The sequence below is a fragment of the Comamonas brasiliensis genome, from assembly GCF_018292285.1.
GTDB classification, from domain to species: Bacteria; Pseudomonadota; Gammaproteobacteria; order Burkholderiales; family Burkholderiaceae_C; genus Comamonas; species Comamonas brasiliensis.
This window is the reverse complement of sequence record NZ_JAANES010000004.1, coordinates 222,525-244,511: the sequence shown is the minus strand read 5'-3', so window position 1 is coordinate 244,511 and position 21,987 is coordinate 222,525. Positions and strand designations below refer to the sequence as shown.

The 21,987-nt window shown below is 63.6% G+C and carries 17 protein-coding genes; 6 read left to right on the top strand and 11 right to left on the bottom strand.

Annotation, left to right across the window (positions count from 1 at the left end; all coding sequences use genetic code 11):
• The first annotated feature begins 138 nt into the window (after positions 1-138).
• From DJFAAGMI_RS17585 to DJFAAGMI_RS17570, 4 genes are all read left to right on the top strand, one after another.
• Positions 139-2,049, top strand: a complete 1,911-nt coding sequence (locus tag DJFAAGMI_RS17585; protein WP_211458116.1) for a B12-binding domain-containing radical SAM protein — start codon at positions 139-141, stop codon at positions 2,047-2,049.
• Between the two features lie 232 nt (positions 2,050-2,281).
• Complete coding sequence (locus tag DJFAAGMI_RS17580) at positions 2,282-3,604, top strand: solute carrier family 23 protein (protein ID WP_043003226.1); 1,323 nt, start codon at positions 2,282-2,284, stop codon at positions 3,602-3,604.
• Positions 3,605-3,751: 147 nt separating this feature from the next.
• On the top strand, positions 3,752-5,266 hold the full coding sequence (locus tag DJFAAGMI_RS17575) for an acetyl-CoA hydrolase/transferase family protein (RefSeq protein WP_211458115.1): 1,515 nt from the start codon (positions 3,752-3,754) through the stop codon (positions 5,264-5,266).
• 256 nt (positions 5,267-5,522) lie between these two features.
• Positions 5,523-5,996, top strand: coding sequence for a PaaI family thioesterase (locus DJFAAGMI_RS17570; protein ID WP_211458114.1), 474 nt, complete (start codon positions 5,523-5,525; stop codon positions 5,994-5,996).
• 768 nt (positions 5,997-6,764) lie between these two features.
• On the opposite strand, the gene DJFAAGMI_RS17565 is transcribed toward DJFAAGMI_RS17570, so the two are convergent.
• The 7 genes from DJFAAGMI_RS17565 to DJFAAGMI_RS17535 form a co-directional block, all read right to left on the bottom strand.
• Complete coding sequence (locus DJFAAGMI_RS17565; protein ID WP_211458113.1) at positions 6,765-7,466, bottom strand: ABC transporter ATP-binding protein; 702 nt, start codon at positions 7,464-7,466, stop codon at positions 6,765-6,767.
• Between the two features lie 142 nt (positions 7,467-7,608).
• Complete coding sequence (locus DJFAAGMI_RS17560; RefSeq protein WP_211458112.1) at positions 7,609-8,379, bottom strand: ABC transporter ATP-binding protein; 771 nt, start codon at positions 8,377-8,379, stop codon at positions 7,609-7,611.
• On the bottom strand, positions 8,372-9,466 hold the full coding sequence (locus tag DJFAAGMI_RS17555) for a branched-chain amino acid ABC transporter permease (protein WP_211458111.1): 1,095 nt from the start codon (positions 9,464-9,466) through the stop codon (positions 8,372-8,374). Before DJFAAGMI_RS17555 ends, DJFAAGMI_RS17560 begins: the two co-directional genes overlap by 8 nt.
• A 144-nt stretch (positions 9,467-9,610) precedes the next feature.
• Complete coding sequence (locus tag DJFAAGMI_RS17550) at positions 9,611-10,480, bottom strand: branched-chain amino acid ABC transporter permease (RefSeq protein WP_043003220.1); 870 nt, start codon at positions 10,478-10,480, stop codon at positions 9,611-9,613.
• A gap of 157 nt (positions 10,481-10,637) precedes the next feature.
• Positions 10,638-11,801: an ABC transporter substrate-binding protein gene (locus DJFAAGMI_RS17545; RefSeq protein ID WP_043003219.1), complete on the bottom strand. Its 1,164-nt coding sequence runs from the start codon at positions 11,799-11,801 to the stop codon at positions 10,638-10,640.
• A gap of 190 nt (positions 11,802-11,991) precedes the next feature.
• Positions 11,992-13,554, bottom strand: a complete 1,563-nt coding sequence (locus DJFAAGMI_RS17540; protein ID WP_211458110.1) for a benzoate-CoA ligase family protein — start codon at positions 13,552-13,554, stop codon at positions 11,992-11,994.
• Between the two features lie 3 nt (positions 13,555-13,557).
• Positions 13,558-15,120: a 3,4-dehydroadipyl-CoA semialdehyde dehydrogenase gene (locus tag DJFAAGMI_RS17535; protein ID WP_211458109.1), complete on the bottom strand. Its 1,563-nt coding sequence runs from the start codon at positions 15,118-15,120 to the stop codon at positions 13,558-13,560.
• Positions 15,121-15,287: 167 nt separating this feature from the next.
• On the opposite strand from DJFAAGMI_RS17535, the gene DJFAAGMI_RS17530 reads away from it, so the two are divergent.
• Complete coding sequence (locus DJFAAGMI_RS17530; protein WP_003059848.1) at positions 15,288-16,190, top strand: helix-turn-helix transcriptional regulator; 903 nt, start codon at positions 15,288-15,290, stop codon at positions 16,188-16,190.
• 6 nt (positions 16,191-16,196) lie between these two features.
• On the opposite strand, the gene DJFAAGMI_RS17525 is transcribed toward DJFAAGMI_RS17530, so the two are convergent.
• From DJFAAGMI_RS17525 to DJFAAGMI_RS17510, 4 genes are all read right to left on the bottom strand, one after another.
• Positions 16,197-17,873, bottom strand: a complete 1,677-nt coding sequence (locus tag DJFAAGMI_RS17525; protein ID WP_211458108.1) for an acyl-CoA dehydrogenase family protein — start codon at positions 17,871-17,873, stop codon at positions 16,197-16,199.
• A gap of 96 nt (positions 17,874-17,969) precedes the next feature.
• Positions 17,970-18,797, bottom strand: coding sequence for a M48 family metallopeptidase (locus DJFAAGMI_RS17520; RefSeq protein ID WP_211458107.1), 828 nt, complete (start codon positions 18,795-18,797; stop codon positions 17,970-17,972).
• Positions 18,798-18,834: 37 nt separating this feature from the next.
• Complete coding sequence (locus DJFAAGMI_RS17515) at positions 18,835-19,707, bottom strand: DMT family transporter (RefSeq protein WP_211458399.1); 873 nt, start codon at positions 19,705-19,707, stop codon at positions 18,835-18,837.
• A gap of 109 nt (positions 19,708-19,816) precedes the next feature.
• Complete coding sequence (locus DJFAAGMI_RS17510; RefSeq protein WP_211458106.1) at positions 19,817-20,512, bottom strand: helix-turn-helix domain-containing protein; 696 nt, start codon at positions 20,510-20,512, stop codon at positions 19,817-19,819.
• A gap of 103 nt (positions 20,513-20,615) precedes the next feature.
• On the opposite strand from DJFAAGMI_RS17510, the gene DJFAAGMI_RS17505 reads away from it, so the two are divergent.
• Entirely contained in the window at positions 20,616-21,974 is a 1,359-nt protein-coding gene (locus DJFAAGMI_RS17505) for an AmpG family muropeptide MFS transporter (protein WP_211458105.1), read from the top strand.
• Positions 21,975-21,987 lie beyond the last annotated feature (13 nt).

Here is a 21,987-nt window from a genome sequence, read left to right as displayed (position 1 = left end):
TCAGCCTAGCGCTGCAGTCCGCGCAAGTCATTGGTGGTGGCCCCCGCAGATGTCACCTGTGCAGCACGGATGCGCGGTCAAACCGATAATCGGGGCCTGTCTACACCGTCAACGGCGCATGCCGGCGACCCGCACCCCATGTCCGCTTTGCCCACCCGCGTGCTGGCCGTCATTCCGCCGATGACGCAGCTCAACACTCCCTACCCCTCCACGGCCTATCTGACCGGCTTTCTGCGCTCGCGCGGCATCACCGCCATGCAGGAAGACCTGGCACTGGCCCTGGTGCTGCAGCTGCTCTCGCCAGATGGCCTGCGCGCGGTGGCCGAGCGCATCCAGGCCCTGCCTGCCAAAAAGCACACGCCTGCCGTGCAGTCCTTTGTCGCGCAGCAGGAGCGCTATCTGGCCACGATCGCGCCCACGATTGCGTTCTTGCAGGGGCGAGACTCCACGCTGGCCCACCGCATCGTGGGGCGCCACTTTCTGCCCGAAGGCCCGCGCTTTGCCACGCTGGACGTGTATGAGGACGAGGAAGGTGGCGACCCGCTGGGCTGGGCTTTCGGGGCCCTGGGACTGCAGGACAAGGCCAAGCATCTGGCCACGCTGTACCTCAACGATCTGGCCGATGTGCTGCGCGATGCCGTGGACGAGCGCTTCGAGTTCGTGCGCTATGCCGAGTCGCTGGCCGGCAGCCAGCCCACTTTCGATCCGCTGGCCAGCGCATTGGAGGCAGAGCCCAATCTGGTGGACGAGGTGCTGGAGCGCCTGACGCTGGAGGCCGTGGAGCGTCACCAGCCGACGGTGGTGCTGCTGTCCGTGCCCTTTCCAGGCTCGGCCTATGCGGCGTTTCGCATTGCCCAGACCATCAAGCGGCGCTTTCCGCAGATTGCCACGGTGCTGGGTGGCGGCTTTGTCAACACCGAGCTGCGCGAGCTGGCCGAGCCGCGCGTGTTCGACTACTTCGACTTCGTGACGCTGGATGCGGGCGAACGCCCGCTGCTGGCGCTGCTCGAGCATCTGCGCGGCGAGCGCGGCAGATCGCGTCTGGTGCGCACCTTTGTGCGCGGCGACGACGGCAAGGTGCAGTACGTGAACATGATGGAGTCCGACATCGCGTTTGCCGAGGTCGGAACGCCGACCTGGGACGGCCTGCCGCTGGACCGATACCTGTCGCTGCTGGACATGCTCAACCCCATGCACCGTCTGTGGAGCGACGGGCGCTGGAACAAGCTCACCGTGGCCCATGGCTGCTACTGGAAGAAGTGCAGCTTCTGCGATGTCAGCCTGGACTATATCGGGCGCTACGAGGGCGCCAGCGCCGCCGTGCTGGCCGACCGCATCGAGGCCATCGTCGCCGAGACCGGCCAGACCGGCTTTCACTTTGTCGATGAAGCCGCACCGCCCAAGGCACTCAAGGCGCTGTCGCAGGAGCTGATTGCGCGCAACGCCGGCATCTCCTGGTGGGGCAATGTGCGCTTCGAGAAGACCTTCACGCCCGAGCTGGCCGAGCTGATGGCCGACAGCGGCTGCATCGCCATCTCCGGCGGTCTGGAAGTGGCATCCGACCGGCTGCTGGCGCTGATGAAAAAAGGCGTGACCGTGGACCAGGTGGCACGCGTGACCAAGGCGTTCTCGGAGGCCGGCATTCTGGTCCATGCCTACCTGATGTACGGCTTTCCGACGCAGACCGTGCAGGACACGGTGGACGCGCTCGAGTATGTGCGCCAGCTGTTTCTCAACGGTTGCATTCAAAGCGGCTTTTTTCACCGCTTCAGCTGCACCGTGCACTCGCCCGTGGGCCTCAACCCCGAGGAATACGGTATCGAGCTGCCGCCGCTGCCCGAGGGCAACTTTGCCAAGAACGACCGCCCCTTCATCGACCCCACAGGCGTCGATCACGACGCACTGGGCGCGGCGCTCAAGAAGGCCATCTACAACTTCATGCACGGCATCGGGCTGGAGGAGGATGTGCGCATGTGGTTCCCGTTCAAGGTGCCCAAGCCCACGGTCAAGCGCGATCGCATTGCGCGTGCGCTGCAGCAGAAGCAGTGAATTTGATAGCTGCTAGCGCTTGCTGATAAACAACTTTAGATCTGTTTATCCACTAATTCATTGAAGGTATTGCGCTGCAAGCTATGTATTTGATAGTTTGTCCTGGTGCAGCCGTTTTCCCGCGTGTGCGAGAGACCACAGTCCCTGGTTTACCAGTGCTTGCACGGCCCCAGCGGGCAAGCACTGCTTGCCATAATCTGCTCCGTTTTTTATATCTCCAAGGAGCGATGGGATGGGAATGTTTCAATGGACGGAGCGATCGTCCGATGTCTTGCAGGGCGGTGGCGTCATCGGCCCCGATGAGCGACTGCCCTGGACGCAGACCGGTTTGATGGGTATCCAGCACGTGATTGCCATGTTCGGCTCCACGGTGCTGGCTCCCATCCTCATGGGGTTCGATCCCAATCTGGCGGTGTTGATGAGCGGCATCGGCACGCTGATCTTCTTTCTCATCACCGGCGGCAAGGTGCCCAGCTATCTGGGCTCTTCCTTTGCCTTCATCGGCGTGGTCAACATCGCCACCGGCTATGTGGCCAGCCAGGGACCTGCCAACGCCAATATCGGCGTGGCGCTGGGCGGCATCATTGCCTGCGGCTTTGTCTACATGCTGGTCGGCCTGCTGGTGCAGATGGTGGGCACGGCCTGGATTGAACGCTTCATGCCACCCGTGGTGACGGGTGCCGTGGTGGCCATCATCGGCCTGAACCTGGCCTCGATTCCCATCAAGAACATGGCGTCCAACAACTTCGAATCCTGGATGCAGGCGCTGACCTTTGTGTCCGTGGCGCTGGTGGCCGTGTTCACGCGCGGCATGCTGCAGCGCCTGCTGATTCTGATCGGCCTGATCATTGCCAGCGTGCTCTACGCCGTCTTCACCAACGGCCTGGGTTGGGGCAAGCCCGTGGATCTGAGCGGCGTGCTCAATGCCGCCTGGTTCGGCATTCCCAGCTTCCATGCGCCGGTGTTCACCAGCAACGCCATGCTGCTGATCGTGCCCGTGGTCATCATTCTGGTGGCCGAGAACCTGGGCCATATCAAGGCCGTGACGGCCATGACGGGCAAGAACCTGGACCAGTACATGGGCCGGGCCTTCATCGGTGACGGCGTGGCCACCATGGTCTCCGGCGCAGCCGGCGGCACGGGCGTGACCACCTATGCCGAGAACATCGGCGTGATGGCGGCGACCCGCATCTACTCCACGGCCGTGTTCTTTGTGGCGGCCCTGCTGGCCGTGCTGCTGGGCTTCTCGCCCAAGTTCGGTGCGCTGATCCAGGCCATTCCCCTGCCCGTCATGGGCGGTGTCTCCATCGTGGTGTTCGGCCTGATCGCCATTGCCGGCGCCAAGATCTGGGTGGACAACAAGGTGGACTTTTCCGACACCAAGAATCTGATCGTGGCTGCCATCACCCTGATTCTGGGCACCGGAGAATTCACGCTGAGGTTCGGCGAATTCGCGCTGGGCGGCATCGGCTGCGCCACCTTCGGCGCCATCATCCTGTACGCACTGCTGGCCATGGGCGAGCGCAAATCTGAAACCAAGGTACAGGCCAAGTGAGTGCCAACATGTAATCGGGGGAACATTCCCCTGACAGCAGCGCGGGGCCTTTGCCGAGAATCCCGGTATTAATGTTCCGCGCTGGTAACATTTCTCGCTGGAGATATGCCGCCCTACTCGGGCGGTTTTTTTTAGTTGGAGCATGCAATGTCCATCGCAGATCGCGTACGTTACCCAGAATTCCTCTCGCGCGTCATGACGGCCGAAGAGGCAGCCGCCCTGATTCCCCACGGTGTCAATGTCGGCATGAGCGGCTTCACCGGAGCCGGCTACCCCAAGGCATTGCCCCAGGCCATTGCGGCTCGCGCCAAGGCCGAGCATGCCCAGGGCAAGCCCTACAAGATCAATGTCTGGACCGGCGCGTCCACCGCCGCCGAGTGCGACGGCGTGATGGCCGAAGCCCATGCCCTGGGTCAGCGCCTGCCCTTCAACACCGATCCCATCGCGCGCAAGGCTGTGAACTCAGGCGAGATCGATTTCATCGACATGCACCTGTCCCACGTGGCGCAGCATGCCTGGTTCGGTTTTCTGGGCCACATGAACGTCGCCGTGATCGAGGTGCTGGGCGTGACCGCCGACGGCCTGCTGATCCCGTCGACGGCCGTGGGCAACAACAAGACCTGGCTGGAGATTGCCGACAAGGTGATTCTGGAGGTCAACACCAAGCCGCCCGCCCGGATGGAGGGCATGCACGACATCTATTACGGCACGGCCATCCCGCCGCGCCGCATGCCCATCAACATGACGCATGCCGACGACCGCATCGGCGATGCCTACCTGAAGGTGGACCCCGCCAAGGTCGTGGCCGTGGTCGAGACCCACAAGGGCGACCGCGACAATGTGTTCGCCACACCGGACGAAAACTCTCAAAGAATAGCTGGCTACATCATCGACTTCCTGGTCCACGAGATGAAGATGGGCCGCCTGCCCAAGGAAATGCTGCCCATCCAGTCGGGCGTGGGCAATGTGGCCAATGCCGTGCTGGCAGGCTTGCTGACCGGCCCGTTCGAGAACCTGCTGGGCTTTACCGAAGTGCTGCAGGACGGCATGCTGGATCTGCTGCGCGCGGGCAAGATGAGCAAGGCCTCGGCCACCTCCATCTCGCTGTCTGCGGCGGCCTACAAGGACTTCGAGGACAACATCGACTTCTACCGCGAGCGCATCATCCTGCGCCCGCAGGAAATCTCCAACCATCCCGAGCTGGTGCGCCGCCTGGGCATCATCGCCATGAACTCGATGATCGAAGCCGACATCTACGGCAACATCAACTCCACCCATGTCATGGGCACGGGCATGATGAACGGCATCGGCGGCTCGGGCGACTTTGCCCGCAACGGCTATCTGTCCTTCTTCGTCACGCCTTCGGTGGCCAAGGACGGCAAGATCAGCTGCATCGTGCCCATGTGCTCGCATGTGGACCACACCGAGCATGACACCCAGATCATCGTCACCGAGCAAGGTCTGGCCGATCTGCGCGGCCTGTCGCCCAAGCAGCGTGCGCAGGTCATCATCGACCAATGCGTCCATCCGGACTACCGCGCCCAGTTGCAGGATTATTTCGACCGCTCGCGCCAGCAGGGTGCACAGCACACGCCCCATATCCTGACCGAGGCGCTGTCCTGGCATCAGCGCTTCATGGACAAGGGCGATATGCGCGCCTGAATAGGCTCCCGCTGAGCTGCTGCGCCTGGGCGGCTTCGCGGCTTCCCCCAGGGGAGGACAGGCGGGGCCGCCCAGGCCTTGCTTGGTGTCTCTGACTTGGCGTGTGGGTGCACTGTCCGCTATGCCACATGGCTTGAGGCATTGACTGGGTGATGCTGCATAGTCCGCTTGGTGCTGGCGTCTGCTGCTCCAAGTCCTTAGCATCGAAGGACGCTCTGCAAGGAGCGTCCTTTTTTCATGCACCACAAGGACTGGTATGGCGATCTGGACCCGAGAGCTCGATCTGAAAGCGCTGAACGCAGGCAGCGCAAACACTGCAATTTCCCATCTGGGCATTGAGTTCACCGAATACGGCGACGACTATGTGCGCGCCCGCATCCATGTGGATGAACGCACCTGCCAGCCCTACGGAATCCTGCACGGCGGTGTCAGCGTGGTGCTGGCCGAGACGCTGGGGTCGATGGCTGCGGCCTGCAGCATTCCCGAAGGCTACCGCTGCGTGGGGCTGAGCGTGACCGCCAGCCATGTGCGCGCAGGCCGCAAGGGCAGCTGGATCACCGCCACGGCGCGGCCCACGCACCTCGGGCGCACCACGCATGTCTGGGCGGTGGAGCTGCGCGATGAGGAAGGCAAGCTGACCTGCAACTGCAGCCTGACGATGGCGATCCTGCCGCCCGAGGCCGCAAAGAATGTGCGACTGGATGCTGCTTCGTTGGGCGGGATTCAGTAGGTTTTGGTTTGCGAGACCGCTTTGTTTTGAGGATATAGGCCGGGTTTCGCCCGGCTGGCGACCTACTTTCTTCGCAAGAAAGTAGGCAAAGAGCAGGCCCCTACTGCCCACGTCCCTTCGGCTTCGCCTGTGGGCAACCTGCGCCGACAACCTCTTGTGGCTGTACGGCAAAACTCACTTCGAGCTTCGCTCTTCGTTCAAACACATTGCCGTAAAAGTGATGACGATGCGTCTGCACTCTACGGTGCAGCCGCGCGCCACAAGAGGCTGCCGTCGCAGGCGTGGGCACAAGGGGCAATACCGGAGACAGGATAGCTCCGAGATAAATTTGATAGCTGCCACCGCAATTCATATAAGCGCTTGAGCCTGATTTCGCCACAAGTCTTGCAGGCTGTCCGCTCCCACCCGTCTGGCTGTGCCTGCGGCACGCGGTGCAGGCTGCGGGCAATGCTGCCGCAGGACAGCATTGCTTTGTGAACTGACTTGCCGCCGTTTGTCTGAGCGCAGCGGCATGCCGCGCAGCGAGTTGGGCGGCACCGTAGGCTGAATTGTGTGACGCAGGTTTACCCGGAGCGAAGCGCAGGGACACAGGCAATCGGATAGCGCTCTTTGCCTACTTTCTAGCGCGCTAGAAAGTAGGTCGCCAGCCGGGGCGAGTCCCGGCCTCTGTCCATAGATCAGGCATACGGTTGCAATCCAAACATCAAACAGAGCAGGTCTCAAACGCTTATCTATCAGGCCTGAAAAGCTATCAAAACAAGACGACAGTCACACTCCCAACAACGCCGACAGCTTCTGCGGCTGCTGCAGCAGATCCGCAGACTCCGCCTGCAAGGCCAGCCGGCCTTTTTCCATCACCACGGCCTTGTCGGTATGGGCCAGCACCTTCTTGTAGTCGCGGTCCACGATTAGCGTGGAGATGCCGGTCTCGCGGATCTGGGCAATCACGCGCCAGATTTCGGCCACCACCAGCGGAGCCAGCCCCTCGGTGGCTTCGTCGAGGATCATGAGGCGCGGGTTGGTCATCAGCGCGCGGCCTATGGAGACCATCTGCTGCTCGCCGCCCGAGAGCTGATCGCCGCCGTTGGACAGTCGCTCCTTGAGGCGTGGAAAGGTTTCCAGCACGCGCTCGTAGGTCCAGCTTCGGCTACCGTCCAGGCCGGCTCTGGCGCTCATCAAGAGGTTTTCCTTGACGGAGAGATTGGGAAATACGCCGCGACCTTCGGGGACATAGCCAATGCCGAGACGCGCCATTTTCTCGGGGGCGGAATTCGTCACCTCCTTGCCATCGGCAAACACCTGGCCCGAGCGCGCCGGCACATAGCCCATCAGCGTGCGGATCAGCGTGGTCTTGCCCATGCCGTTGCGGCCCAGCAGGCCCACGGCCTGGCCCTGGGGCAGATCCAGCGAGATGCCGTGCAGGATATGGCTGTCGCCGTAGAAGCTGTGCACCTCGTGCAGGCTGAACATGGCATGGTTCGAAGTCCCGGAAAGTGGGCGCGTGCCTGTGCCAGAGGCACCAAGCGAGGGCCGCCCCGCAGCGATGGTGCCGTCCCCCTCCCGCGCAGCGAGAGAGGGGGAAGCGGCAGATCCGCTCAGGGGGTGCTTTGTTTCAAGCATGCTCTTCCTCTCCCAGATAGGCGGTGCGCACGACCGGGTCGTTGCGAATCTGATCGGGCGTGCCCGTGGCCACCACGCTGCCGTTGACCATGACGGTGATGCGATCGGCAATGCGGAAAACGGCATCCATATCGTGTTCCACCAGCAGCACGGCATGTGCGGACTTGAGCTCCTGCAGCAGCTCCAGCATGCGTTCTGTCTCTTCGGCGCCCATGCCTGCCAGAGGTTCGTCCAGCAGCAGCACGTGCGGTGCCGTGGCAAGGCACATGGCGACTTCCAGCTGACGCTTGGCACCATGGCTCAGGCTGCCGGCGATGCGCCCGGCATGCTGGGCAAGACCAGCGCGCTGCAGCGCAGATTGCGCCCGTTGCATGCTGGCCGCGCAATGCTGGGCCGACTCCCAGATGCGCCAGGGCCTGGGCAGCGCCTGGGCCTGGGCAGTGAGCCGGCAGTTCTCCAGCACCGTGAACTCGGGGAAGATGGTGGTGCGCTGGTAGCTGCGGCCGATGCCGGCCTTGGCGCGCAGTGGCTGCGGCATCTGCGTGACGTCCCGGCCTTCAAGTGCAATGCTGCCGCTGCTGGCCGCTATCTCGCCCGAGAGCATGTTGATCAGCGTGGACTTGCCTGCGCCGTTGGTGCCGATGACGGCATGGACCTCGCCCTGATGCAGATCCAGGTCCACATTGTTCACGGCCACCAGCCCGCCAAAGCGCCGCGTCAGGCCGCGCACGGACATCTTTGGAGCATTGCCTGCATCAGCCATGATCCGCTCCTTGCTCGACAGCTTCTGGCGACTTGCCGGTCCGCGCTGCTGCCTTCTTCTGCCATTTATCGTTGATGCCGACCAGGCCCTTGGGCAGCAGCGCGACCAGCGCGATGATGGCAAGGCCCAGCGTCAGCTGCCAGTGGTCTGCGGCATTGCCCACGATGGCATGGGTGCTCAGGAGCTCCTTGAGCAGCACAAATGTGATGGTGCCCAGCACCGCACCGCGCAGAGAACCCACACCGCCCAGAATCAGCATCAGCAGGACCTCGCCGGAATGGTGCCAGGCCAGCAGTTCGGGGTTGACCACGGCATCGCGTGCGGCCAGCAGAAAGCCCGCCAGCCCCGCCAGCGCACCGGCGATCACAAAGCCGGCGAGCTTGTAGCCGTAGGTGGCAAAGCCGGCAGCGCGCATGCGCTGCTCGTTGACCCGGATACCGGCCAGGGCATGGCCGAAGCGGGAGTGACGCAGCATGGCGATGAAGGCATAGACCAGCACCAGTGTGGCCAGCACCACGAAGTACTGCGTGCTGCTGCTTTCCATGTCCAGTGCTCCGATGGCCGGACGCTGCATCAGGTAGATGCCGTCGCTGCCGCCAAAGTAGCCCACGTCGTGCACGACGAAGAAAGCCAGTTGCGCGAATGCCAGCGTGACCATGATGAAGTACACGCCCTTGGTGCGCAGACTCAGGGCGCCCACCACCAGCGCATACAGGCCCGAGACGCCGACTGCGGCTCCCAGCATGACGAGAAAGTTGCTGCCGTCCTGGCCGGCAGCCTTCACCGCCGCATAGGCACCCAGTCCGAAGTAGGCTGCATGGCCCAGGCTGACCAGCCCTGCGCCGCCCACCAGGATATGCAGGCTCAGCGCAAAGATGGACAGGATCATTATCTTGACCACCAGATCGGACAGATAGGCCGACCAGAAGGGCTGGGCGGCCGCCAGCAGCACTGCGGCGGCCAGCGGCAGCACCACCCCTACCCAGACGCTGTGCGCGCGAATCGGGCGGCTCTGGTTGGTGACGGCCGGGGCTTCGGCATAGGCCTGATTGGATTGCGGCAGCGGCGTATAGGAGGTGTCGCTCATATCAATGATCCTTGGCACTGCTTGTAAAACTGGCGTGAACCAAGCAGGGGACACCGGGCAAGGTCCATCCCGCAGCGAAGGTGTTGTCCCCCTCCCGCGTAGCGAGAGAGGGGGAAGGCGCGAAGCGACTCAAGGGAAACTTCATCATCTTTTCCCCATCAGGCCCTCAGGGCGCCATACCAGGATCACGGCCATCAGCAGATAGATGCTCATGCCGCTGAGCTCCTGGAAGAACACCTTGCCGAAGGTATCCACAAAGCCCACCAGCAGCGAGGCAATCAGCGCTCCGGTAATCGATCCAATGCCGCCGATGACCACCACCACAAAGCAGATGATGAGCACGCTGGAGCCCATGTTCGGATAGACCGAACTCATGGGCGCCGCGATCATGCCGGCCAGGGCCGCCAGGGCCACGCCCACGGCGAACACGATGCGGTACAGGCGCTTGATGTTGATGCCCAGGCCGCGCACCATGTCGCGGTTGCTGGCACCGGCGCGAATCATCATGCCCAGGCGCGTGCGGTTGACGGTGTAGTACATCAGCAGCGCCACCAGCAGGCAGGCGCCAGCGGCAAACACGTTGTACCAGGGGTACTGCATCATGCCCATGAGAGGAAAGCTGCCGGCCAGCCAGGCCGGCTTTTCCACGCCATGCACATCGTTGCCTACAAGGATGGCACGCAGGCCTTCAAACACCAGGATCAGGCCATAGGTCATCAGCACCTGCTGCAGGTGATCGCGTTCGTAGAGAAAGCTGAAGAATGCCCATTCGAGAAAATAGCCCAGCACCACGGCCAGCACCACGCCGACCAGCAGCATGGTGATGAAATGCTGGCCCAGATAAGGTGCCAGCGAGAACGCCACATAGGCTCCGATCATGTAGAAGCTGCCATGGGCGAGGTTGATCACTCCCATGATGCCGAAGATCAGCGTCAGGCCGGAGGCCAGCAGAAACAGCAGCAGTCCGTACTGAATCGAGTTCAGACACTGCACCAGAAAAGTGGCGAGATCCACGGCAATCCTTGTTGAAGCGGGAGGGCTGAAGCAGCGGCAGCTACCGCCCCGCGAATCACGGATTCGCGTTGGAGACGAGGCGCTCTGCCGGGGCCGGCACCCAAGGTGCGGCATGCGCAGAGCAGCGACGTATCCAGGGCGGTATGGCTTGCTTCTGTTACATGCGGCAGCCGCGGGCCGGGTCCGCCAGCGCCTTCACCGCCACGCTGATCTTCTTGTTTTCCTTGCCGTCGACCTTGCGCAGATAGATGTCCTGCACGGGGTTGTGGGCCTTGCTCAAGGTGAAGTCGCCGCGCGGGCTGGCAATCGTGGCTTTTTCGATGGCGGTGCGGAAGACATCCTTCTTGCCGATGTCGCCGCCGGCCGCCTTCAGGCCCACGGCCAGCATCTGCGCTGCGTCATAGCCTTGCACGGCATAGACATCGGGCTGCAGCTTGTAGTTCTTGGCGTAGTTGGTGCGGAAGGCCTGGTCGCGCGCCGTGCCCAGTTCGTCGGCATAGTGCAGCGTGGTCAGCATGCCCTGGGCGGCCTCGCCCTGGGCGTCCAGCGTGCCGTCGGTCAGAAAGCCCGGTCCGTAGAGCGGAATGGTCTTGGACAGGCCAGAGGCGTGATAGTCCTTGACGAATTTCACGGCACCTGCACCCGCAAAGAAGGAGAACACCGCATCGGGCTTGGCCGCTGCGATCTCGGTCAGCAGGGCCTGGAATTCAACGTTGGGAAACGGTAGCGTCAGCTGCTTAGTGACCTTGCCGCCGCTTTTCTCGAAGCCTTCCTTCATGCCATTCACCGCTTCCTCACCCGCCGCGTATTTCCAGGTGATGGTCATGGCGGTCTTCTTGCCCTCCTTGGCGGCAACCAAACCCATGGGATAGGCGGTCTGCCAGTTGGAGAAGGAGCTGCGGAAGATATTGGGAGCACACATGGGGCCGGTGACTGCATCGGCTCCTGCATTGGGCACGATGAGCACGGTGCCGCTTTCCTTGGCGGCCTTGGCCATGGCCATCGCCACGCCGGAGTGCACGGTACCGATGATCACGTCGACCTTGTCGCGCTTGATGAGACGATTGACGTTGTCCGTGGCCTTGGCGGGGTCGGATTCGTCGTCGACCTTGAAGTATTCGATCTCGCGTCCGCCCAGCTTGCCGCCCTGTTCGGCGACCTGCATGCGAAAGCCGTTCTCGATCGCCACTCCCAGAGCTGCATAAGTGCCGCTGAAAGGCAGCATGAAGCCGACCTTGATCTTCTCCTGCGCCATGGCGCTGCTGCCGCTTGCGGCGGCAGCCAGTGCGATCGCGCTCCATATTGCCCATTGCTTGCTCATGCTTGTCTCCTGCTGGTTGATGGATGAATGCCGGCTTGTTCTCAGATCAAGGGATATGACTGGCTGTGGTGCTGGGGTTCGCACTGATGCACGAGCGCACTCTAACAACTTTAGGTTTAAAGCAATACCAGCGATTGCCCTAGTTGGATGACGCTGTCGCTAACGATTTTTGCGCGCTTGCAGCAGACCGTCAGCGTGGTTTTGTGTCCAGTTCCCGCAAGCGAAAGCGCTGGATCTTTCCGGTTGCGGTCTTGGGCAGTTCGTCCACGAATTCAATGAAGCGCGGGTATTTGTAGGCCGCCAGCCGGTTCTTCACAAAGGCCTTGAGTTCGTCCTCGCTGGCGCTCTGCCCAGGCTTGCACACCACATAGGATTTGGTCTTGGTCAGGCCCTGCTCGTCGGTTACGCCGATGACGGCCGCTTCCAGCACCGCAGGGTGCTGCTGCAGCGTGGACTCGACCTCGAATGGCGAGACATAGATGCCGCTGACCTTGAGCATGTCGTCGCTGCGGCCCGCATAGGTGTAGTAGCCCTCGGCGTCGCGCACATATTTGTCGCCGCTCTTGAGCCAGGCGCCCTGGAAGGTGTCGCGCGTCTTGTCGCGGTTGGCCCAGTACATCAGGGCAGCGCTCGGGCCCTTGATGTAGAGATCGCCGATCTCGCCATCGGCCACGGGCTGTCCGTCCTCGCCGCGCAGCTCCACCGCATAGCCGGGCACAGGCTTGCCGGTGCTGCCGTAGCGTATATCGTCCGGGCGGTTGGAGAGGAAGATATGCAGCATTTCGGTGGAGCCGATGCCGTCCACGATATCGGCACCGAAGTGGTTCTTGAAGCGCTGGGCAATCTCGGCCGGCAGGGCTTCGCCGGCCGACGAGCACATGCGCAGGCTGACCTGTTCGCGTGCCGGCAAGGCGGGGTGAGCCAGCATGCCCGCAAAGCCCGTAGGCGCTCCGAAAAACACTGTGGGCCGGTGCTCGGTCCAGCGCCTGAAAGTGGCTTCCGGCGTGGGGCGCTCGGCCATCAGCACCACGCTGGCTCCCACGCTCAGAGGGAAGGTCAGGGCATTGCCAAGGCCGTAGGCGAAGTAGAGCTTGGCGGCGGAAAAGCAGACATCGTTTTCGTTCAGGCCCAGCACCGGTTTTCCATACAGCTCGGCCGTCCAGTAGGGGTTGGCGTGGGTATGCACCGCCCCCTTGGGCTTACCGGTGGAACCTGAGGAATAGAGCCAGAAGCCGGGGTCGTCGCCCATGCTCCTGGCGGCGTGGGCCAGTGGCGTTTGCTGCTGCAGCCAAGGCTGCAGTGCCTCGAAGGCCGGCGGCAGGCCTGGCGATGCTTCCTCGGGTCTGGCGACCCAGATATGGTTGACCTCATGTTGCGCCAGCTCCAGGGCCTGCTGCACCACGGGAACCAGCGCGCCATTGGTCAGAATCGCCTGTGCACGGCAATGCTCGAGCATGTAGGCGTAGTCGGCTGCGGTGAGCAAGGTATTCACCGCCACCGGCACTACACCAGCGTACATGGCTCCGAGAAAGGAGATCACCCACTCGCGCATATCGTGCATGACCAGCAGCACGCGCTCCTCGCGATGGATGCCGGCAGCGAGCAGACCGTGGGCCATGCGGCGGGCCTGCTCCTGCAACTGCGCATAGCTGAGCGTGCCCTGGTCATCGGTGTAGGCGTTCTTGTCACCGCGCCCCTGGTTGAGATCAAACAGATGCTGGGCAAAGTTGAAGGCTTGGCTGAAGTCGGTCATGGCTCATGCTCCCGTCGTTTCGGCCAGTGCTTGCAGAACCTGCGGTGCAGCTTGTATGGCGCTTTTGCGATGATAGAAATCAAGTGCCCGCAGGCCGCCGAGCTCGGAGCCGCCGCCGGCGCGGCCCGGACCTCCATGCTGGGACTGGGGCATGACATTGCCATGGCCCGTATGCAGCTTGGCGACAGCGGGCGTGACCACGTGCACGCGGCCGTGGCTGGCGGCGAGCTCGGTGGCGCTGGCGGCCAGGGCCTGGTCGTCATCACCGTAGATCGAGCAGACCAGCGAGCCCTGGCCGCGATGCGCAAGTGCCAGGCCATGGGCCAGATCACGGTAGGGCAGGAGCGTGGCCACCGGGCCAAAGACTTCCATGTCATGCACGAGTGCACTGCCATCGGGGTCTTGGGTGCCCAGCAGCACGGGTTGGGCGCAGGCCGCAATCGCCGGGTCGGCATCGATCAGCGCATTGCGCCGGCCGTCATGCAGGGCCGTGGTGTGTTCCAGCAAGCGCCCCAGGCCTTGCTGCACGCCGTCGTACTGCTCGCGGCTGACCAGAGATCCCATGCGCACAGCGTCGTTGCGCGGGTTGCCCACGGAGATCTTCGCCAGCTGCGCACTGATGGCCTGGGCCAGGTTGTCATACAGGGCCTGCGGCACCAGCACGCGGCGTATGGACGTGCATTTCTGGCCGGACTTGACCGTCATTTCGCGCACCACTTCACGCGCCAGCAAGGTGGCGGCTTCGCTGTCCGGGCCATGGCCGGGCAGCAGCATTGCACAGTTCACGCTGTCGGCCTCGATATTGCTGCGCACCGAATGGCGGGTAATGGCAGCGTGAGAGCGGATGGTCGCTGCAGTGTCCGCAGACCCTGTGAAGGAGACCACATCCATGGGCTGCAGCTGATCCAGCAAGCCGGCGGCACTGCCGCAGACGATGGACAGCGCGCCCGGGGGCAATATGCCGGCATCGATCACATCCTTGACCATGCGCTGGGTCAGCCAGGCGGTGGCCGTGGCCGGTTTGACGATGACGGGCACGCCCGAGAGCAGGGCCGGAGCCGCCTTTTCCCACAGTCCCCAGGCAGGAAAGTTGAAAGCGTTGATGAACAGCGCCACGCCGCGCGTCGGGACCTGGATATGGCGGGACAGAAAGGCTCCGTCCTTGGCCAGCGCGACGGCTTCGCCGTCGCTCAGATGTCTGGCGTCGCCCAGTGCTGCGCCCCATCTGGCGTATTGATTCAGGGTGTAGATACCGCCGTCCACATCGACGGCGGTATCGTTTCTGACGGTGCCGCTGTTGGCGGTGGAGATCTCGTAGTACGCGTCACGCCGGCTTTGCAGCACGGCGGCAATATCGGCCAGCAGGCTGGCGCGCCGGGCGTAGCTCAGGGCGCGCAAGGCATTGCCTCCGGTGTCGCGTGCAAAGGCAAAGGCGGCACCCAGATCAAGCCCGGTGGCGTCGACACGCACCAGCTCGGCCCCCAGTACCGGATCTCGTAACAAACTGCCCGGGCCGCTGCCGGTTTGCCAGCGGCCTGCCACATGGTTGGCCAGTAACTCAGTCATGGGGGTCTCCTGAAGTGCTGTTCTGATCAGCATCAAATCTTTGGTGCAACATGCAATATTGTGCGTGCAATTAAAAGATAAATACGAGACAATGCAGTGTCAAGCAATATATTGCATGATTCGCGTTAACCCCGACTGTTTATCATTCACGGCCTCTGAGGAGCTTTATGGATCAGTTAGACATGGCATCCGCGTCGGTTGCGGAAGGGGATGAGGCGGGCAAAAGCCCGTTGCTGCAGGCCTTGGGCGAGAGGGTGCGCAATCTGCGTGCGCGCCGCGGTCTCACGCGCCGCGGGCTGGCTTCTGCGGCCGTGGTGTCCGAGCGCCATCTGGCCAATCTCGAATACGGCACGGGTAATGTCTCCATCCTCGTGCTGCAGCAGATCGCACAGGCACTTCAGTGCAGCATGGCCGAGTTGCTGGGCGATGTGACGACGGCCAGCGCCGAATGGCTGCTTCTGCGCGAGTTGCTCGAGGGCCGCAGCGAGGCCGATTTGCAGCGCGTGCGACTGGCGGCCGGAGAGATTCTGGGGACGGCGCCCAGCGGAGACCCGCACCGGGCTTCTCGCATTGCCCTGATAGGCCTGCGCGGCGCGGGCAAGTCCACGCTGGGCCGCATGCTGGCAGAGCAGCTGAATGTGCCGTTTCTGGAGCTGAATCAGGAGATCGAACGGGTGGCCGGCTGCAGCGTGCGCGAGATCTACGACCTCTATGGCGCGGGTGCCTATCGCCGTTACGAGCGTCGCGCACTGGAAGAGGCCGTGCAGATCTACAGCGATGTGGTGATTGCCACGCCGGGTGGCATTGTCTCGGACCCCGCGACCTTCAATGAGTTGCTCAGCCACTGCACCACGGTCTGGCTGCAGGCCCAGCCCGACGAGCATATGGGCCGTGTCGTGGCCCAGGGCGACACGCGGCCCATGGCGGCCAACCCCGAGGCCATGGACGATTTGCGCCGGATTCTGGACGGCCGATCGGCCTTTTATTCCAAGGCCGACCATGTGTTGGACACCAGCGGCAAGAGCCTGGCGCAAAGCTTCAGGCAGCTGAAGACACTGGTCGCGGCCTGAGCGGATTCAGGCGGGCAGGGCGCGCTCAAGTATGGCCGCAATGTCGAGCCCCGCAGGGTCGAACGCTCCGACCACCATGGCCCCGCCTTGTGCGCCAAGGCGGGTCTGGATGAAGCCATCGGCCATGGGGGCGGGCGCGTGCCTGTGCAGCAAGCAGGCCTGGGCCAGCAGACACAAGTCCTGCACCAGTCGGCGCGCTTGCGGCTCCAGTGCATCGGGTGCGGCAGACAGGCGCCTGGCCAGCGATTGCGCCGTCGCCGTCAGCAGGGGGTGGTCGGCAGCCATATCGCTGAGATCCTGCAGCAGCAGGCGCGCAGCTTCCGGCTCGCGGCCCATGGCGCGCAGAACGTCGAGGCACATCACATTGCCCGAGCCCTCCCAGATGGAGTTGACCGGCGCTTCACGGAACAGGCGCGAGACGATGCTTTCCTGCACATAGCCGTTGCCGCCAAAGACCTCCATGGCTTCGCCCGTGATCTCCACCGAGCGCTTGCAGACCCAGAACTTGGCGGCCGGAGTCATGATGCGTTTCCAGGCACGAGCCAGCAGGTCGCCGTCGGCCTCCGACTCATAGGCCTGCGCCAGATGCATGGCGAGCTGCATGGAGGCTTCGCTTTCGAGTGCCAGATCCGCGAGTACGGAGGCCATCAGCGGCTGATCTGCAAGATGCTTTCCAAAGGCCGAGCGCTGACGTGCATAGGCAATCGACTGCACGGTGGCGCTGCGCACAATGGCCGCGCTGCCCAGCACGCAGTTCAAGCGCGTATAGCTGGCCATTTCGATGATGGTGGGAATGCCGCGTCCTTCCTCGCCCATGAGAATGCCCCAGGCGTCCTGCAGCTCCACTTCCGCGCTGGAGTTGCTGCGGTTGCCGACCTTGTCCTTGAGGCGCTGCACACGCACCGGGTTCTTGCTGCCATCGGGGCGCCAGCGCGGCACGAAAAAGCAGGCATGGCCGCCGAGTTCGCCGCTTGCCGTGGCCATGCGCGCCACCACCAGATGGGCGTCGCACATGGGGGCCGAGAAGAACCATTTGTGGCCGCGCAGCAGATATTCGCCGCCGCGGCCGCCCTCATGCACCGGACGGGCCACCGTAGTGTTGGCGCGCACGTCCGAGCCACCCTGTTTTTCCGTCATGCCCATGCCTATCCAGATGGATTTTTTCTGGGCCAGCGGCAGATCGCGTGCGTCGTACTCGTGGCTGAACAACTGGGCCTGCAACTGGCTCCAGAGCCGGGGCTCTTTTTGCAGCACGGGGATGGCCGCTGTGGTCATGGTGGCCGGGCATAGCGTGCCTTGCTCCACCTGGCCGTGCAGGTAGAAGCCGGCGGCCCAGGCGCTCCAGCGACCGCGACCCTGGCTCTCGAAGGGCAGAGAGATCAGACCCTGCTCGCGATACAGCTCCATGAGGCGATGCCAGCTGGGGTGGAATTCCACGGCATCGAGCACACGCCCGCGCGCGTCGAAGCGCTGCAGCTCGGGGGTATGGCGGTTGGCGAGCTCGGCATGCTCCCAGTTCTGCTTCTCGCCAAGCTGCTGGGCAAATCGGCTCAGGGCCGGCACAAAGCCCTGGGCCTGCTGGCGCTGCAGTACTTCCTGCAAGGCCGCATCGGACTGCAGCAGGTTGATGTCGGTCAGCTCATCGAACTGGTTGAAGACTTCATGGGTGTCCAGGGCCTGCATGTGCGATCACTCCTGTGCTGTGCGCTTGTCACAGCCCAATATAGAGCGCCGCATGGCTGGCGAAAAGCGGGTTTTCAGCCGCCTTGTCGCCGGTGTTCAGCGCCTGCGTGCCTGCTCGTACAAGCCCATGACGCGCGGCACGTTTCCTTCCAGCTGGCGGATGCGATCGGGGCCTGTCGGGTGCGTGGAGAGAAAGCCTATGCCGCCTTCGCCGGTGGCCTGGCCCATCTTGCGCCACAGGCTCACGGCGGCCTGCGGGTTGTAGCCGGCGCGGGCTGCCAGCTCCAGTCCGACCAGGTCTGCATCGCTTTCGTCGTTGCGGCTGAACTTGAGGCTGAGCAGCTGGCCGCCCAGGCGTGCCGCAGCATTGCCGATATCGCCCAGACCCAGCAGTTGCGCGCCCAGCGATATGCCTATGCTGGTGGCCTGGTTCTTGGCCAGCTGCTCGCGCGAATGCTCACGCAGGGCGTGGGCCATCTCGTGACCCATGATCATGGCGATCTCGTCGTCCGTGAGCTTGAGCTGGTCGATGATGCCGGTGTAGAAGGCGATCTTGCCGCCGGGCATGCAGAACGCGTTGATCTGCTTGCTGCCTATGAGGTTGACCTCCCAGCGCCATTGGCTGGCGCGCGGGTTCCATTGCGCGGCATAAGGGATGAGGCGCTGGGCAATGGTGCGCAGGCGTTGCAGCTGAGGGTTGCCGGCATCTGCCAGCGCCCCCTGGGCCTTGGCTTTCTGCAGCAGCTCCTGGTATTGCTGGGTCGCCGAGTTCTCCAGCGTCTCGGCCGGCACCAGCTGACGCATGACGGATGCCTTGCCGACTTCCACCTGCGCCTGTGCAGGCATCAGCGGCGCGCAGGCCAGTGCAAGCAGCAGGCAACTGCGGGTGGCGGGCAGGCGCAGGGATGAGATGAGGGCGTGCATGAGCACCAAGTCTATGCGAGCCCGACGAGGCCTCGGGTCAGACGGTTTCTGCAGTCTTGCGCTCTGCCTGCACTACCAGCCACAGACCGCCGATCACGCCGAGCAGACCCAGCACGGACCACCAGGCCGGTCGCTCACCCACCACCAGCAGCGACAGCGCAAAGGCGGTGATTGGCTCGGCCTTGCTCAGGGCCACACCGGTCGCGGCAGACATGCCGCGCAAGCCCACGGAAAACAGCAGATAGGCAAAGCCCGTGGCGACCATGCCCAGATAGATCACCACGGCCCAGCCTTCGGCGCTGATCTGCAGCGGCCCGCCCAGCCAGGCCGAAACGGGCAGCGACAGCAGGGCTGCACAGGCAAAGACCCAGGCGTTGACCGTGGCCACACGCGATTGCAGCACCAGGGCCTGATTGACCAGGGCGTAGGCGGCGTAGGACAGGCCGGCCAGCAGGCACAGGGCCATGCCCGCCCATGGCAGATGCTGTCTGTCGCTGGCGGCCAGCGCCATGACAATGCCTCCGCCCACGCCGGTGCAGGTGCCAAGCCACCATTGGGCACTGGGCATGCGCTTTTGCACCACAGCCTGCATCAGACCGGCCCAGATGGGGCCGCTGCCTATGGCCAGCGCCGTACCCAGGGCCACGCCGCTGGCCTTGACGCCGGCAAAGAAGCTGAGGTTGTAGATGGCCATGCAGAGGCCGCAGAACACGATACGCGCCCAGCGCATGGGCTGGCGCGCATGGCCTCGGTCCAGCAGCAGCGCCAGCGCGCCAAAGAACAGTGCAGCCATGACCATGCGCAGGCCGCCCACCCAGTAGGGCGAGAGCTGTGCGGGCGCGAAATACTGTGCCGTGCCCGTGGTGCCCCAGAGCATGGCGGCCGCCAGTACCAGGCCGACAGGACCCAAGGCATTTCGGGACGATGAGGAAGAGATAGCGGAAGTGACAGACATGAGTGAGCCATCATGCGCGGGCCCGGGCCGCCCATCTGTCGAGAAACGCTTGAAGTGCGCCGGCTCAGCGCGGCTCACGCAGTTGACGCGATGTCACGCCGCGCTCGCGCCGCAATGCATAGGCCAGGGCGCTTGCCGAGGCGTAGCCGCAGCGCAAGGCGGTCGCTTCGAGTGCCGTCCCCTGTTTGAGCTGCAGCACGGCTGCATCCAGACGCAGGCCGCGCAGCCAGTCCTGCGGGGTGCGGTCAGTCAGCTCTACAAAACGGGCATGGAACTGGGCCACGCTCAGGTGCATCAAGCCCGCCAGTCTGGCCGTGGGCCAGCTTTCGTGCAAGGCGGCCTGGACCTGCTGCTGCAGCCGCCGCAGATCCAGTCCACGCCGCTGCAGCAAGGTGGGGGCCTGCAGCACCAGTGCCATTTGCGCGGCGGCCGACAGGCTCGACTGAGGAAAGCGCAGCGCCGGTGGCACGGCAAAGCGGCGCAGCTTGTCCAGCCCCTCGGCCATGGGCGCATCGATCACCAGTACCTGGGTTTGCGGCGCGGCCAGATAGCCATGGTCGGCCCCTGCAGGGATGACCATGCCGCAGGCGCTGTCTACAAAGCTGGGTCTGCCGGCCACCTCCAGCTCCATGCGGCCCTGCAGCGCAAAAAGGATCTGGGCATAGTCGTGGGCATGGGCCTGATGCTCGCCGCTGTAACTGCGCACCGATGCCTGTGCCTGGTCAAGCACAGGGCGCGGGGATGCGGTGTCACGGCTCATGGGTCAATCCTGCTTACAGAAAGAGACGGCGGTCGGGGCAATGGTAGCGCCCGGCGACTGGCACGGGCAACCGATAATGCCCTCTGCCTCAGAGAATCAGACCATGACCGAGTCGTCCCAAACAAGCAGCAATTCTTCTTCCGCAGACGTCGCACTCAAGCCCAAGCGCAGCTGGAGCCAGGCCTTCAAGGTCTACGCTCAGCCCACCAGCCTGCGCATGCTGGCTCTGGGCTTTTCGGCCGGCCTGCCCTTGCTGCTTGTGCTGGGTACCCTGAGCTTCTGGCTGCGCGAGGCCGATATCGACCGCACGACGATCGGATTTCTGAGCTGGGTGGGTTTGGCCTATGCCTTCAAATGGGTATGGTCTCCGCTGGTGGATCGCCTGCCCCTGCCGGCGCTGACGCGGATGCTGGGGCGCCGCCGCAGCTGGCTGCTGTTTTCGCAGCTGCTGATCGTGGCGGGCCTGCTCGGCATGTCGTTCATGGACCCCAAGCAATCGCTGCAGCCCCTGGTGTGGTGCGCAGTGCTGGTGGCTTTCGGCTCGGCCACGCAGGATATTGCGCTTGATGCCTATCGCATAGAGTCCGCCAAGCTCGACGACCAGGCGGCCCTGGCGGCCACCTACCAGACCGGTTATCGCCTGGCCATGATCTGGGCCGGAGCCGGCGTTCTGTGGGTGGCGGCACAGGTGCAGGGGGATGTGCAGGGCTATATGGTGCAGGCCTGGCATGTGGCCTATACGGCCATGGCGGCAAGCATGCTGGTGGGCATGATCACGGTGCTGCTCTCGCCCGAGCCTGAAACCCGCCCCATGGCACCGGCACGCAATGCCGCCGAATGGATCAAGGGCGCACTGATTGCGCCGTTTGCCGACTTCATCGGCCGCTACCGCTGGCAGGCGCTGCTGCTGCTGGCGCTGATCGGCCTGTATCGCGTTAGCGACGTGGTCATGGGCATCATGGCCAACCCGTTCTATGTGGACATGGGCTACACCAAGGAAGAGGTGGCCGCCGTGACCAAGGTGTTCGGCGTCATCATGACGCTGCTGGGCGGCTTCGTGGGCGGCACCATGGCCGTGCGCTGGGGCGTGATGCGTGTGCTGATGCTGGGTGCCGTGCTGTCGGCCTGCACCAATATGCTGTTTGCCTGGCTGGCCACGCGCGGCCATGACGTCGCGGCGCTGGTCTGGGTGGTCAGTGCCGACAATCTCGCCGGGGGGATCGCGTCGGCAGCCTTTATTGCCTATCTCTCGGGCCTGACCAATGTGCAGTACTCGGCCACGCAATATGCGCTGTTCAGCTCCATGATGCTGCTGGCGCCCAAGTGGCTGGCGGGCTTCTCTGGGGTGTTTGTCGATACTTATGGTTACGAGGCGTTCTTCCATACCACGGCGCTGATGGGCTTCCCCGTGCTGTTGCTGATTTTCCTGGCATCAAGAGTGAAAACAGGCTCCAGCGCTTGATGGGAAAGTGCTG

Bases quoted from the DNA above. Each gene is read 5' to 3' on its own strand.
- DJFAAGMI_RS17580 (WP_043003226.1), top strand. From the start codon at position 2,282: ATGGGAATGTTTCAATGGACGGAGCGATCGTCCGATGTCTTGCAGGGC.
- DJFAAGMI_RS17535 (WP_211458109.1), bottom strand. From the start codon at position 15,120: ATGACTGAGTTACTGGCCAACCATGTGGCAGGCCGCTGGCAAACCGGC.
- DJFAAGMI_RS17545 (WP_043003219.1), bottom strand. From the start codon at position 11,801: ATGAGCAAGCAATGGGCAATATGGAGCGCGATCGCACTGGCTGCCGCC.
- DJFAAGMI_RS17525 (WP_211458108.1), bottom strand. From the start codon at position 17,873: ATGCAGGCCCTGGACACCCATGAAGTCTTCAACCAGTTCGATGAGCTG.
- DJFAAGMI_RS17555 (WP_211458111.1), bottom strand. From the start codon at position 9,466: ATGAGCGACACCTCCTATACGCCGCTGCCGCAATCCAATCAGGCCTAT.
- DJFAAGMI_RS17570 (WP_211458114.1), top strand. From the start codon at position 5,523: ATGGCGATCTGGACCCGAGAGCTCGATCTGAAAGCGCTGAACGCAGGC.
- DJFAAGMI_RS17505 (WP_211458105.1), top strand. From the start codon at position 20,616: ATGACCGAGTCGTCCCAAACAAGCAGCAATTCTTCTTCCGCAGACGTC.
- DJFAAGMI_RS17585 (WP_211458116.1), top strand. From the start codon at position 139: ATGTCCGCTTTGCCCACCCGCGTGCTGGCCGTCATTCCGCCGATGACG.
- DJFAAGMI_RS17575 (WP_211458115.1), top strand. From the start codon at position 3,752: ATGTCCATCGCAGATCGCGTACGTTACCCAGAATTCCTCTCGCGCGTC.
- DJFAAGMI_RS17510 (WP_211458106.1), bottom strand. From the start codon at position 20,512: ATGAGCCGTGACACCGCATCCCCGCGCCCTGTGCTTGACCAGGCACAG.
- DJFAAGMI_RS17560 (WP_211458112.1), bottom strand. From the start codon at position 8,379: ATGGCTGATGCAGGCAATGCTCCAAAGATGTCCGTGCGCGGCCTGACG.
- DJFAAGMI_RS17565 (WP_211458113.1), bottom strand. From the start codon at position 7,466: ATGTTCAGCCTGCACGAGGTGCACAGCTTCTACGGCGACAGCCATATC.
- DJFAAGMI_RS17520 (WP_211458107.1), bottom strand. From the start codon at position 18,797: ATGCACGCCCTCATCTCATCCCTGCGCCTGCCCGCCACCCGCAGTTGC.
- DJFAAGMI_RS17540 (WP_211458110.1), bottom strand. From the start codon at position 13,554: ATGACCGACTTCAGCCAAGCCTTCAACTTTGCCCAGCATCTGTTTGAT.
- DJFAAGMI_RS17530 (WP_003059848.1), top strand. From the start codon at position 15,288: ATGGATCAGTTAGACATGGCATCCGCGTCGGTTGCGGAAGGGGATGAG.